Source organism: Halococcus morrhuae DSM 1307 (genome assembly GCF_000336695.1).
Taxonomy (GTDB): Archaea; Halobacteriota; Halobacteria; order Halobacteriales; family Halococcaceae; genus Halococcus; species Halococcus morrhuae.
Window position 1 is genome coordinate 1 of the sequence record NZ_AOMC01000131.1, and the last position, 13,020, is coordinate 13,020.

At 65.5% G+C, this 13,020-nt stretch carries 13 protein-coding genes, 1 tRNA gene and 1 pseudogene; 6 read left to right on the top strand and 9 right to left on the bottom strand.

The genetic code is table 11. The features are described from left to right. The 4 genes from C448_RS10550 to C448_RS10565 all read right to left on the bottom strand — a co-directional run. A partial coding sequence (locus C448_RS10550; RefSeq protein ID WP_004054612.1) for a UDP-N-acetylglucosamine 2-epimerase occupies positions 1-377 on the bottom strand: 377 nt, incomplete at its 3' end. A gap of 195 nt (positions 378-572) precedes the next feature. Beyond that, the gene (locus C448_RS10555) at positions 573-1,778 is read right to left on the bottom strand and encodes a prenyltransferase/squalene oxidase repeat-containing protein (RefSeq protein WP_004054613.1); all 1,206 of its coding nucleotides are present in this window, start codon (positions 1,776-1,778) and stop codon (positions 573-575) included. A 60-nt stretch (positions 1,779-1,838) separates the two neighbouring features. Then, positions 1,839-3,233, bottom strand: a complete 1,395-nt coding sequence (locus C448_RS10560; RefSeq protein ID WP_004054615.1) for a PGF-CTERM sorting domain-containing protein — start codon at positions 3,231-3,233, stop codon at positions 1,839-1,841. A gap of 265 nt (positions 3,234-3,498) precedes the next feature. Beyond that, complete coding sequence (locus C448_RS10565) at positions 3,499-4,938, bottom strand: PGF-CTERM sorting domain-containing protein (protein ID WP_004054618.1); 1,440 nt, start codon at positions 4,936-4,938, stop codon at positions 3,499-3,501. A 167-nt stretch (positions 4,939-5,105) separates the two neighbouring features. Between C448_RS10565 and C448_RS10570 the strand changes: the two genes are divergently transcribed. Further along, on the top strand, positions 5,106-6,212 hold the full coding sequence (locus tag C448_RS10570) for a DUF354 domain-containing protein (RefSeq protein ID WP_004054620.1): 1,107 nt from the start codon (positions 5,106-5,108) through the stop codon (positions 6,210-6,212). Here the strand turns inward: C448_RS10570 and C448_RS10575 are convergent. From C448_RS10575 to C448_RS10595, 5 genes are all read right to left on the bottom strand, one after another. Beyond that, positions 6,209-7,219 (bottom strand): lipid II:glycine glycyltransferase FemX, encoded by a 1,011-nt coding sequence (locus C448_RS10575; RefSeq protein ID WP_004054621.1) that lies wholly within the window; start codon positions 7,217-7,219, stop codon positions 6,209-6,211. The genes C448_RS10570 and C448_RS10575 overlap by 4 nt on opposite strands. Positions 7,220-7,503: 284 nt before the next feature. Further along, on the bottom strand, positions 7,504-8,328 hold the full coding sequence (locus tag C448_RS10580; protein ID WP_004054623.1) for a carbon-nitrogen family hydrolase: 825 nt from the start codon (positions 8,326-8,328) through the stop codon (positions 7,504-7,506). Next, entirely contained in the window at positions 8,329-8,757 is a 429-nt protein-coding gene (locus tag C448_RS10585) for a CoxG family protein (RefSeq protein ID WP_004054624.1), read from the bottom strand. 65 nt (positions 8,758-8,822) lie between these two features. Further along, the gene (locus tag C448_RS10590) at positions 8,823-9,047 is read right to left on the bottom strand and encodes a DUF7123 family protein (protein ID WP_004054626.1); all 225 of its coding nucleotides are present in this window, start codon (positions 9,045-9,047) and stop codon (positions 8,823-8,825) included. Between the two features lie 46 nt (positions 9,048-9,093). After that, positions 9,094-9,282, bottom strand: a complete 189-nt coding sequence (locus C448_RS10595) for a DUF7525 family protein (RefSeq protein WP_004054628.1) — start codon at positions 9,280-9,282, stop codon at positions 9,094-9,096. A gap of 126 nt (positions 9,283-9,408) precedes the next feature. Here C448_RS10595 and C448_RS10600 point away from each other — a divergent pair, with 126 nt between their 5' ends. From C448_RS10600 to msrB, 5 genes and pseudogenes are all read left to right on the top strand, one after another. After that, a complete protein-coding gene (locus tag C448_RS10600) occupies positions 9,409-10,368 on the top strand; it encodes an LEA type 2 family protein (RefSeq protein WP_004054631.1) in 960 nt (319 codons plus the stop codon). A gap of 49 nt (positions 10,369-10,417) precedes the next feature. Next, complete coding sequence (gene thyX, locus C448_RS10605; protein WP_004054633.1) at positions 10,418-11,161, top strand: FAD-dependent thymidylate synthase; 744 nt, start codon at positions 10,418-10,420, stop codon at positions 11,159-11,161. 59 nt (positions 11,162-11,220) lie between these two features. Continuing rightward, entirely contained in the window at positions 11,221-12,354 is a 1,134-nt protein-coding gene (locus tag C448_RS10610) for a helix-turn-helix transcriptional regulator (protein ID WP_004054634.1), read from the top strand. A 61-nt stretch (positions 12,355-12,415) separates the two neighbouring features. Next, a tRNA-Glu gene (locus C448_RS10615) sits at positions 12,416-12,490 on the top strand. Positions 12,491-12,638: 148 nt separating this feature from the next. Continuing rightward, positions 12,639-12,971, top strand: a pseudogene (msrB, locus tag C448_RS10620) (peptide-methionine (R)-S-oxide reductase MsrB); the annotation flags it as partial. Between the last annotated feature and the right edge of the window lie 49 nt (positions 12,972-13,020).

The window sequence follows — 13,020 nt, forward strand, 5'->3', positions numbered from 1 at the left end:
CTCCGCAGGCCGGCCTCGACGTGGCCGACCTCGCAGTCGAGCTTGCTCGCCGCGATCGCCCCCGCGAGCACGGAGTTCGTATCGCCCTGGACGAGCACCAGTTCGGGCTGCTCGTCGAGCAACACCGTCTCGATCTCGCGGATCATCGCGCCGGTCTGTTCGCTCTGGGAGCCGGAGCCGACGCCGAGGTTGTGGTCGGGCGCGGGCAGTTCGAGCTGGTCGAAGAAGACGGTGTCCAGCTCCTCGGAGTAGTGCTGGCCGGTGTGGACGACGCTGTAGGCGATCTCTCGTTCCTCACAGGCGTCGATGACGGGCGCGAGCTTGATGATCTCCGGGCGCGTGCCGAGCACGATCGTCACGGTCGTCCCGTCGGTCATCGACGTCCCTCCCCGTTCGGTGCGCCCAAACCGCAGGGCGACCCACCGATCGTGGGCACGTCGCTCACAGCACCGCCCCTCTCTCTGACGGTGGCCATGCATAAAGCGGCGGCATCATTACCCCTCCTTCTCCAGCAAGCTTATCAAACCTGTCGAAACCGACCGGCGTCGTTCCGGCTCGGACGCACGTTCCGCTCAGGCCGACGACGCGCGCTGATCGAGATAGGTCGCCAACGCGTACGCCATCGCCGCCTCACACCACCGCATCAGCGTGACGCGCCTGGTGAACAGGCGCTCGCGCCGGAACCGGAACTTCCCGTCGCCGGCGTACAGCGTGCCGAGCACCCAGTCGATGATCCGCTCGGCGGCTGCGAACTCGCCGGCGCGACTGAAGACGATGATCCCCTGCGCGGCGGCGTTGATGTCCCGCGGATAGCTGTTCGATTCGTCCCAGTTCGGCGCGCCGTCGTCCGCGAACAGCTCCTCGCGGTAGAACGCGAGCGCGTCGTCGAGCACGCCGGCGTATCTGTCGGCACCGGTGAGCTCGCGGTGGCGCAGCAGCGACTCGATGATGAACCCGTTGTGATGGTTGTCCATCGACAGATGCGACGCCGAGGGCGGATCACGGTACATCCAGCCGCCCTCCGGTCGCTGGCACGAGACGACGTAATCGAGCAGTTTCTCGCCGCGTTCGCGATGCTCGCCGCCGAAGCGCGCGCCGAGTTCGAGCAGCGTCACGCCGCCGAGCGCGACCGCGTTCAGCGTGTAGTGCTCCGACGACCACGTCGGAACGTACTTCATCCGCGCACCATCCTCGATCTCCTCGTATTCGAGGTCCTCGTCGATGAAGTCGGCGACCGAACGCACGGTCTCGGCGTAGTCGACGTCGCCCGTATCGAGCCCGGCGTCGTGGGCCGCGAGCAGCGCTCGCACCGCATATGCCGTCGAAACCATGTCGGGATACGAGGGAAGTCCCTTGATGTCGAGATGCTGAATCTCGTGGCGATGGGCACCACAGAACCCCGCATAGCCCGGCGTGCGCTCTTCGACGAGCCACTCGGCGAGGTCGTGCGCCTCACGCCCGTAGTCGACACCATTTCCCTCGCCGAGATCCAACTCGTGGGCCGCGAGGTTCGCCATCGTGAACATGGCCGTTCCCTTGTAGTTGCGGCGCTGCTCGACGAGAAAGAGCGGTCGCACGTTGACCGGCGCGCGCTTGATCGTCTCCTGAACCGCGATGTTCACCCACTTGTTGTCGACGGGGAGCGCCTGCAACAGCCGGCTGCTCATCCCGTCACCGTAGTCCCACCCGGTGTAGTCGCGCTCGCGGGCGTAGCCCAGCGTCTTCCCGAGCAGTTCGCCCGTGAGTCCCGTCGGTCGACGTTGCGATGCTGTCATCATCCGATCGCAGTCGGTCGAGACAAATCCGTTCGTCGAAAGCCGATCGAAACGGCGAGTCGGTTAGCGCCCGCGCCGCGTCGCGAGCAGCGCCGCGCCGAGCAGTGCGACGACGGCCACCGCGATACCGAAGCCGGGACCGCTCGAACTGCTGCCACTCCCGTTGCCCGAGCCGTTCCCGCTGGCGTTGCCCGAGCTGTTGCCACCGGCATCGCCACCGTTCCCGGCATTCGTGCTCGCGCCACCACTCGCGTTGGCGCTGCCGTTGTCGCCGCTACTGCCGGCCGCGGCGGTCGATTCGGTGAACTGCTGACCGGTGATGGTGATGCTGTCGTCCTGTGCGCTGGTCGTGCTGTCGTTGTCGAGACTGACGACCGAGCCGTCGTCGATCCGCGTGACGACGTACTGCCCTTGCTGGAGGTCGCTAGTGTCGATCGTCGCCGAGCCGTTCGCGGCGGTCTCGAACTGGTTCGCCGTTCGTCCGGGGCTGCCGTTCTCGACCGCGCGGAGCTGATAGCCGGTGCTCGCGTCGCCCTGGTCGAAGTAGAGCCGTGCGCCCTGGTCGTACTCGCTGCCCGACTGGACGCGTCCGTCGGCGTCGACGGTGGTGACGTAGCCGGTCGCGTTCGCCGGCTGACCGTTGTTCGTCACGACCGCGTCCTCGTTCGGATCGAACGTACCGTTCAGCCGTTCGGACTGGCTGCTCCCGCTGGTCTCGTAGTAGGCAACCGCCATGAGCTGCTGACTCTCGTTGACGTTGCCGTTGAGATTGACGGTGTAGTTGCGCTCGTTGTACAGCGCGACGATGGGCTGGCTACTGCCGACCAGCTGCCCGCGCGAGCCGTTGTCGGCCACGGTAAATATCCCGACGTAGCCGGCGTTCGGAACGACCCCGGAGACGTTCACCGACTGGTTCGCGCTGAACTGCGAGGCGCTCTGGTTCGCGAACGACAGCGAGGCGCTCTCGATACGATAATCGTCGGTCACCGGGCCGTCGGTCGTCCCCGACGGCGTCGTCGTCGAGACGCCGACCGAGTAGCTGCCGTCGCTCGTTGGCGTCGTCACGTTCGCGACGTTGGCGATGATGCGATCGTCGGCGCTCACCGACACCGGCTGCTGGAAGGTGAGTGTGATCTGTCCGTCCGAGGTCGAGACGTTCGCAGGGTCGACCGTCCGCTGACCGCTCGAACTGGCGACGGTGACCGAGACCGACCCGACGCTGACGTTCTCGACACTGCCGTCGAAACTGCCGCTCGCCCCGAAGTCGACCGTCATCGATTTCATCCCGTCCTGTGTGATGGCATCGCTCCCCTGAGCGACGACCGAGACGGGGAAATCGGTCGCGCTCGTCCCCGGCGAGTGCGGGTATGGGGCCGCCGTATCGGAATTAAGCGCCGCCGCCGACCCGCCGAAGGCGATACCGCCGACGAGTGCCGAAACGAGCACTACGGTGATCATGAATGCGCTGCGTCGTACCGTCGTCATGGCTGTGAGTCCCTCATTGGTTGGTCTCCGAGAGCCGCCTCTGACCGAGGCAACGGCCGATAGCAGCCGTTTCGGTCACGGTTCGGCTCTCTCCGTTGGCGTAACTGTCAGCCCCATCATACTCATTTCTATCGGTTCGTATCCACATACCGTGACCGATCGATATCCGTCCGCATGCCGCGCCGGAACCGTCATTTTGACTGAATAGTCGAAAAAGACGTACACCGCAGCGACCGATTCAGCGGTTGCGTCGCGTCACGAGCAGCGCCGCGCCGAGCAGCGCGACGACGGCCACCGCGATGCCGAAGCCGGGACCGCTCGAACTGGTGTCGGTGCCCGAGCCATTGCCACTGGCGTTGGCCGAGCCGTTTCCACTGGCGTTGCCGCCGGCGGTTGCGGTGTCACCCTCGCCGCTGCTGGCGGTCGCGGTGGCACCGGTATCGGTCGCGGCACCATCACCCGCGTTTGTCGTGTTCGCCTGTGTGGTCGCCTGCTGGCCGGTGATGAGGATGCTGTCGTCCTGTGCGCTGGTCGTGCTGTCGTTGTCGAGGCTCACGAGCGAGTCGTCGTCGATCCGCGTGATCGCGTACTGCCCTTCCGAGAGATCGCTCGTGTCGAGGATCGTCGTGTCGTTCGCGCCCGTCTGGAACTGTGTCGCGGCGGAGCCGAGTTCGCCGTCCTCGACCGACCGTACCTGGTAGTTCGTGTCCGGTTCGCCCTGCGGGAAGTAGAGTCGTGCACCCTGTGCGTACTCGCCGCCGGCCTCGACTCGCCCGTCGACGTCGAGCGTCGAGACGTTCGCGGTCGCGTTCACGAGCGTGCCGTTGGTCCGCAGCCGTTCGTCGTCGCTCGGATCGAACGTCTGGTTCTCGCGAAGGCTCGCCGAGCGACCGTTCGTCTCGCTGTACGCGACGGCCATCAGCTGCTGGCTCTCCGTGACGTTACCGCTCACGTCGATGCTGTACTGCTGGCTCGACGTTGCCGTGGCGACGTCCGTCGAACCGATGAGTTCGCCGGGCGAGCCGTTCGAGGCCGTGGTGAACAGCCCGACGTAGCCGCCGCCCGGCACCGATGCCGAGACGTTGATCGACTGCTGATCGCTGAACTGCGAGAGGTTCTGGTTGTTCATCGACAGCTCCGGCGCGGTCGTCGAGTAGGAGACCGACGTCGGTCCGTCGGTGCTCCCCGATGCGGTGGCGAACGTCGCGTTGACCGAATGGCTACCCGGTCGATCCGGCGTCGTGAAGTTCCCCACCTTGACCGCGACCTCCGCCCCGGTGTTCGGGCTATCGGAGGCGAACTGCGGCTGGACCGGCCGCGGAAGCGTGATGGTAACCTCGTCGCCGGCCTGATTCGGGGAGACACTGATGTTCGCGACGTCGACGATGTCGGTGTTGTTCTCGGCGATCTCGATGCGCTGGCCGCCACGCACCGCGATGAACACGTCGTCGTCGGTCACGTTGGCGACGTCGGCATTCGGCCCTGCATCGAGCGTGATCTCCTTGATGCCGTTCTCGGCGACCGAATCGCCCGGTCTGACGACGTAGACGAACGTCCCGAGCGTGTCGGAGCTGGGCGTCAGCGGATAGGTCGCGCCCGCGCCGGGATCGAGCGCCGCCGCCGTTCCGCCGAGGGCGACGCCGCCGACGGCCGCCGAGAGCAATACCACCAGTACCATTCCCGCAGTTCGTATCCGTGTCATGATTGTCGTCCAATAACGTCGAGCGTATCGATTCAACTGGCGCGGCCCGATCGTATATGAGTAACGGCTTCGCCCGACCGGTGTCGCGGCGGGCGGACCGACGTGTTTAGGAGCATCGAGTTCCTCGCCGGAAGCAAGACTGAATGAACTATCTGTTTTTCACGAACACTCCTGCGCACGTCCATCTCTACAAACACGCCGTCGCGGCCCTCGAACGTCGCGGTCACGACGTGTTGATTCTCGGTCGTGACTACGGCTGTACGAAGGAGCTACTCGACTATCACGATCTCCCCTACCGGCTCTACGGACGGCTGGCGACGAAAAAGCGGTCGCTGTTCTACCAGCTCCCGCGTCACTATCTCTCGATTCTCCGCCAGACGTGGCGATACTCACCCGACCGCATCTTCGGAATGGGCGCGTACGCAGCCCACGCAGGCGCGCTCTCGCGCACGCCGGTGACGCTGATCCTCGACTCGGAGCCGACCTCGATCGACCACACCGTCTCGCGGCCGTTCGCCGACGCCATCCTCACGCCGGACGCCTTCGGCAAGGACCTCGGGGCGAACCACTATCGCTTTCGCGGGTTCAAGGAGTGTGCCTACCTCCATCCCGACGTGTTCACCCCTCGCGACGACATCCGCGAGCAGCTCGGCGTCGGCCCCGACGAGAAATACGTCATCTGCCGGTTCAACGCCTTCGGATCGCATCACGACGTCAGCCAGTCGGGCATCGGTCCCGCCGAGCGGCGCACGCTGATCGAACGCCTCGGCGACGACGCGACCGTCTTCGTCTCCGACGAGAGCGGCACGATGGAGTTCGATGGAATCGACGCCCGGCCGTACGATCTCCATCCCGGGCTGTTGCACGACGCACTCAGCGAAGCCCACCTCCTGGTCGCCGACACACAGACGATGGTCACCGAGGCCGCGCTGCTCGGGACGCCCGCCATCCGGTCGAACTCCTTCGTCGGCGAGGAGGACATGGGCAACTTCATCGAGCTCGAAAACGAGGGGCTGATCTTCAACATCGCCTCCTTCACCGAGGCGATCGAGCATGCGGAATCGCTGATCGACGACGATAGCCTCACGGAGACATGGGCCGCCAAACGCGACGCCTTCATGGCCGACAAGGTGAATCTCACCGACGTCATCGTCGAACTCGCCACCAGCCCGAACGGGGCCGCCGGGGTCAAGGGCCTCTCGCACGGCAGTCCGCCGCGACGGACCGACCCGCCGACACCCGAGCGTTAGAACCGATCGATGGCCTGACTCACCAGCTGATAGCCGCTTTTCGCGACGTCCATCGCTACCCCACCCGACTCGGCGACGTAGTAGGGCGTCAGCTCGCCCCCGAACTTCGATTTGTACCGGCAGAGCTGTTCGGTGTTCGCGCCGACGAGATCGTACTCGTGGACGGAGTCGATCGGCGGATCGTCGGCGATATCGTTGATGATGCGCCAGTGGAGGAGGCTGTTGATGCTGACGTTCTCGTGGGTCGCGCGCGTGCCACCGAGCCAGTAGTACGCCGCATCGTTCGAGAACAGCGTGATGACCCCGCCCAGGTGCTCGCCGTCGGCACGGGCGACGTAGACGCGACAGCGATCGCCGAGTTCCTCGATGACGTCACGCACGTACGGCCACTCCGGGCCGAACGATTCGGACTGTTCGGCGTAGCGCTCGGCAGTCTCTCGAAAGACGCGCTCACCGCCAGCGATTCCGGCCGTCTCGATCTCGATATCGAGCTCCATGCCCGAGCGGATCTCCCGGCGAAGGCTCCGGCTGAACGAGTCGATGAGTTCGTCGGGATCGTCGGCCGCGAGGCGGTAGGTGAAGGCCGGTTCGACCGACAGCCCGTTCCAGCGGTACGGGCGCGGGTCGGTGTAGTCGGGCGGGCAGAGAATACGGACGAGCGTTCGTGGCGAGTCGGCATCGAGCGCCTCCAGGAGTTCCTCGGTGAACTCGCGGTTGACCTTCTCGCGCTTTCGATGCTTCGGGCTGGTCGGCATCACGAGCGGTCCCAGACTCGGGACGGCCATGCCCGGCGGTGGCGAGGAGACGATCCGCAGCCCGCCGACGTGGCGGACGAACAGCGGCACCATCGCCACCAGCTGCTCGCCGCGATAGCCGCCGAAGAGATGGCAGTCGCCGGGTGCGTGGCGGTCGAGGACGGACAGCGCCTCGGGGGTGTGGAAGACCTCGAAGCCGCGCTTGGGAAGCGCCCCCGCCCACGTGTCGCGATCGAGCCGCTCGATCCTCATTGGTCGAGCGGGCGTGCGCTGGCGTTCATCATTCGGTATCTATTACGCCCCGGCAGCCGAATAAAGGAGTTGTCCTTTGTTCGTCTTCGGCGGAACACGACCGCTACCGTCCGCTGTGGCAACTGGTGAGTGAGACGAAACGAGCGGGACGGGGTGGGTCGCGTCCGGATCCGAGTGGGGGTGCGGGTTGCGGCGGGACGAGCGCTGTGTGCCGGCTGCGACGAGAAAAGCGTCACGTACCGGCGTTTACAGGAAGGCATCGGCGCCTGATAAGCCCCTCGTTTCTATCGCCGATCGCGGAGCGCCGGGAACTCATCACGCACGCTCACCACGCGTTCGGGATCGATGTCGGCGGTGACGATCGTCGGTTCGTCAGCGGCGTTGCCATCCGTGCCCGCTTGCGCCGAAATTGCACCCCAGGGATCGTAGATCGCCGAGCGCCCACAGAGTGCGGTCTCGCCGAACACGCCGGAACCGTTGCAGGCTGCCACGAACAGCTGGTTCTCGATCGCCCGCGCCCGCGGGAGGAGTTTCCAGTGATCGACGCGCGGATACGGCCACGCGCTCGGGACGAGAATCAGGGTCGCCCCCGCATCGACGAACTCGCGATACAGTTCGGGAAAGCGCAGGTCGTAGCAGGTCGTGGTGCCGATCGTGAACCCGTCGAATTCGGTCAGTCCGAGCGACTGGCCGGGGACGAGCAGTTCGGCCTCCTGCGACTCGTAGCCGAAGAGGTGGTGTTTGCGGTAGATCGCTCGCTGTTCGCCGTCGCGGTCGAAGAACACCGACGTGTTCGCCAGCCCGCTCTCGCTCGGCGTCTCGAACCCGTCACGCGTGCTTGCCGCAAGGTCCTCGACGATCGAGCCGGCGAGCACGCCGACGTCGTGGGTTCGCGCCGCGTCCGCGATCCGCTCGAGCGTCGGCCCGGCGAGCGACTCGGCCGCCCGCTCGTACTCGTCGAACGCGAAGTAGCCGACGGAGAATATCTCGGGGAGACAGACGAGATCCGCACCATCGTCCGCGGCCGTGGCGATGGCCGCGAGCGCGCGTTCGACGTTCGCCTCGATCGCACCGGGTTCGATGTCGTGTTGACAGCAGGCGAGGCGCATCTACGGCTCGGCCGCCGTATCCGCGCGGATGGCGGCTTCGAGGTTGTCGAGCTCGTCGTCGAGGTTGCGTTTGAAAAAGCCCTCGACGCCCGGCATCTTCCCCTCGACGGTGAAGCGGTTGCGCAGGCGGGTGCCGTCGTCGACGGTTTCGAGGTCGTGTTCACCGACGACTCGAAGGACGCGCGAGCGCCCGACGAACTCCACGTGGGTTGGCGGGTCGCGTTCGGTGTCCTCGGTCTCGACGGCGATCGTGCGGTCGACGAACGGGATCGGCAGGGCGATATGCCAGGTGGCATGGGTCTCGTCGTGGATATCGAACGAGTCGACGACGCTGATCGCCTCGGCACGCTTGCCCGGATCGGCGATGAAGGCCCAGACCTGTTCGGGCGGGACGGCGAGCTCGAACGTACGTTCGACCCGGACTGTCATATCATCAGTAGGAGTTCAGTCGGTAAAAATCCGCCGACCCGGACGACCCGAACGCACTCGCCCACTTACCCGGGGGTGACGCGCCACGTGGTCGATTTCGCACGGCTCCACTTCTCGATGTCGATCTCCTCGGATTCCTCGTCGAGCCGCGGCAGCCGGACGCCGACCTGTTTGGCGCTCAACCCGAGCTGGTCGGCGATGTTCTTCGAGCGGAAGTAGCGCTCGCCACGCGCAACGCTGTCGTGGAGATACGCGAGGATCCGCCGATCCTCATCGGAAAAATCGGTCATTACGACCACTACGGTCGTGAGACTCTTAACGCTTTGTGGCAGCCGCTCACCCCGACAGCTGTATCGCCATGATCGCGATCGCGCCGGCGATCGAGGCCGCGGCGAACCCCCAGGCAGCGGTGAGTTGGGTTTCGAGCAGTCCACCGACGAGCGCGGCGAGCGCGCCGACGAGCGCGAGGACGACGAACAACACGGCGAAGCCGACGCCGCGGTCGGTCCCGACGGATGTGGCCATGCCGGCGCTATCACCGGCGGGGACTTAGTTCGTTCCATCACGGCGGGCGCTGTAGCGGCTCACACCCGAATCACAGCGGCCGATCGACAACCTATTTCCTCCGACCACAAAGGCATACCCGATCGAATGAATCGTACGCGCGCCGTCGTCCTCGTGTTCGTCGTTCTCGCCGCGATCGGCGGCGTGGCCGTCCTCACCGTCGATCGTCCGTCGGTCGCGGGAACCGAGAGCCGTTTTTCGGGTGTGAACGACTCGACGACGCTCGTCACGACCGAACTCCGCGTCACGAACCCGAACCCGATCCCGATCGAGCTCGGCAACACGACGGTGACCCACTCGATACGGATGAACGGCATCGAGATGGGCACCGGGAGCCGTGACGACATCCGGGCCGCACCGGGCACGTCGACGGTGAACTTCACGACCGCCATCGACAATCGGAACATTCCGACGTGGTGGGCGAGCCACGTCGAACGCGGCGAGCGCACGCGGGTCGTCACGGGAGCGGCCGTCGACGTGCCGGTGTTCGGGACAGCGCGCGTGAGCGAGAACCGAACGCTGACGACCGACATCACCGGCGCGCTGAACACGAGCGAGCCACGGCCGATCAACGCGAGCCTCCCGTTCGTCGACGATCCCGTCCTCGTCGTCGAGCGCACGTCGGCGACGTGGGGGAACGTGACGCGCGCAAGAACGCCGCTCGATATCGCGCTTCGGGTACGGAACCCGACCGAGATCCCGATTCCCGTCGCTCGCATCGACTACACACTCACGATGAACGGGATCACCGTCGGCAACGGCACGACGGGCGAGAGAACGGTACTCTCGCCCGGCAGCGAGCAAACGATCACGGCGAGGGCGGCCATCCGCAACGACGAGCTCGACGACTGGTGGGTCAGCCACATCGAGCGCGACCAGCGGACCGATCTGGGGGTGTCGCTCACCGCCGTGCTCGAACTCCCTGGCAACCGAACGGTCGAACTGCCGCTCGACGATCTCGGCACGAACACCACCATCGACACCGACGTGTTCGACACGGGGAACGGGTCGGACGGCTCGACGAGTTCGATTCGGCTGACGCGCTGAGGATGCTCCTGACCGACAGGATATTACCCCGGCTGTTCCGTCGTTGGGTATGGATGTCCGTCTGCTCGAAGCGACAGAGGATCCGGAGCGAGTGATCTGTACCGCCGCGCGCAGCGACTATTCGTCGGGCTTCGTCGGTGAACAGTCGTTCGCGGAGACGATGAGCACCGTCGACGGGGAGACGACCGAGGAGAAAAAGCGCACGCTCATCGGCCGCCTGCTCGATCACGGCCACTTCGGCCCGTTCGAGCATCCCCAAGCCACGTTCGGCGTCAAGGGGATCAGCCGCTCGTGTATGGCCCAGCTCACCCGCCATCGCCACGTCTCCTTCGACGTCCAGTCGATGCGCTACGTCTCCTTCGACGAGGTCGATCCCGCTGACGTACGCGAGGGCGCGATGGTCGTCACACCGCCGTCGGCGACCGATCCCGACTGGGTGGGGCGCAATCAGAGCGGCGGTGCGGTCGACGACGAGGTGGTCGAAAAACGCGAGCGGATCTTCCGCGAATCGGTCACGGAATCGGTCGAATCGTATCAGAAGCTGCTCGATACGGGGATGCCCCCGGAGGACGCCCGGTTCGTGCTGCCGATCGGCACCGAGGTGAACATGGTGCTGTCGATGAACGTCAGGATGCTGATGCACGTCGCGGACATGCGCGCCGCCGCCGACAGCCAGTGGGAGATCCGCCATCTCACCGAATCCATCCTCGATCACGCCGCGGAGTGGTGTCCGCTGACGTTCGCCCACTACGACGAGCAGATGAAGGGGCGCAAGAACCGGCTCGCGCCCTAAGTCGTTCGGACGGTCGTGGTCATAGCGTTTTTATATGATGGTCCGGTCATCTACGATGGATGAAGCGGCTGTCGGTGCTCGGCCTCGTCGCCGCGATAGTGCTCGGAGCAGTTTTGCTCCCCGCCGTAGCGATCGGCGACGCACAGGCCGCCCCGTCGAACGGCTCCGACACCGCGACGTCGTTCAACGACGCACGGTTCGTCGTCACGGTCTACGAGAACGGCTCTGCGCGCTGGACCCAGCGCTACAACCAACCGCTCACCAACGAGAGTCAGACCAGTCGTTTCCGCGCCTATGCGAACCGGTTCGGCAGCGAAGAAACGCCGTTGTACACTGATTTCAGGGAACGAGCGACGACGCTCACCGCGGACGGCTCGAACGCGACGGGGCGGTCGATGGATGCGCGCGGGTTCAGGCGTGACACGCGCGTGAGTTCGCAGCCGCGGACGACGGGCGTCGTCGAGATGTCGTTCCTCTGGACGAACTTCACGTCCACCGAGGGGAGCCACACCGTCGGCGAGAGCTTCGAAAGCGGGCTCTATCTCTCCAAGGGGATGTCACTCGAGTTCCGTGCCGGGCCGAACCTCGAAGTCGACTGGGAATCGGTCGAACCGGCAGCCGACGCCTCGACCAACGGCTCGGCGAACACGACCGATTCGCTGACGTACTTCGGGCCGGCGCAGTTCGCGAGCGGACAGCCCCACGTCGTCTTCACCGAGGAATCGGCGCTGGCGGCCGACGAGGGTTCGTCGTCCGAACTGCCGCTCCTGTGGGGTGCTGGCATACTCATCGTCGTCCTCGTCGGCGGCGTGATCGCCTGGCGATCGGGCATCGCCGGGACGAGCGACGAGCCGCCCGATTCCGGAGCGGCCGCCGAAGCCGATACCGACGACGAGCCCGAAAGCGAGGACGAACCTGCGGCGACGACCGCACCGCCCGAACCGGCCGTGAGCGCCGCCGACATGAAGACCGATGCCGACCGGATCGCCGAGCTGCTCGACGCGAACGGCGGGCGGATGCAGCAGGGCGATATCGTCGAGCAGACCGACTGGTCGAAATCGAAGGTGAGCACGCTGCTCTCCGAGATGGCCGAGGAGGACCGAGTGAGCAAACTCCGCGTCGGTCGTGAGAACATCGTCAGCCTCGACGGCCACGAGCCCGACATCACCGGCTCGCCGTTCGAGGACGGGTAGGCTCAAAGCGCAACGGTTAAACCCGATTCGTCGCTACAAACGAGTGCAGCCACAGAGGTGTGCTCTGGTGGTGTAGTCCGGCCAATCATATCACCCTCTCACGGTGATGACCAGGGTTCGAATCCCTGCCGGAGCATTCTGCGACGAACACGAGTGAGGAGCCGATGCGACGCGGATTCGAGCACGCGAGTCGCAGCGCGCGGGTGCGACCGTCTCGCGCCAGTTCGAATCCCTGCCGGAGCATTNCCTCGCGCCATCAGAGATGTGTATAAGAGACAGACGATATCCTGCGCGAGCAGGGGACCGAGCCGAAGTTCAGCGGCGAGCTGCTCGACGAGGACGACGACGGCACGTTCGTCTGTGCCGGCTGCGGCACCGAACTGTTCTCCTCGGACACCAAGTTCGAATCCAAGACCGGCTGGCCGAGCTTCTCGGACGCCGCCGACGAGAACATCGAATTCCAGCGCGACACCAGTCACGGGATGGAGCGCACCGAAGTGGTCTGTGCGACCTGCGGCGGCCATCTCGGTCACGTCTTCGACGACGGTCCGGAACCGACTGGCAAGCGCTACTGCATCAACTCGGCGGCGCTCGGCTTCGACGAAGAGGACGCCTAACTACGCCGACCGTGCGGACACGTACCGCTATATAGATTTCATAGTAGAG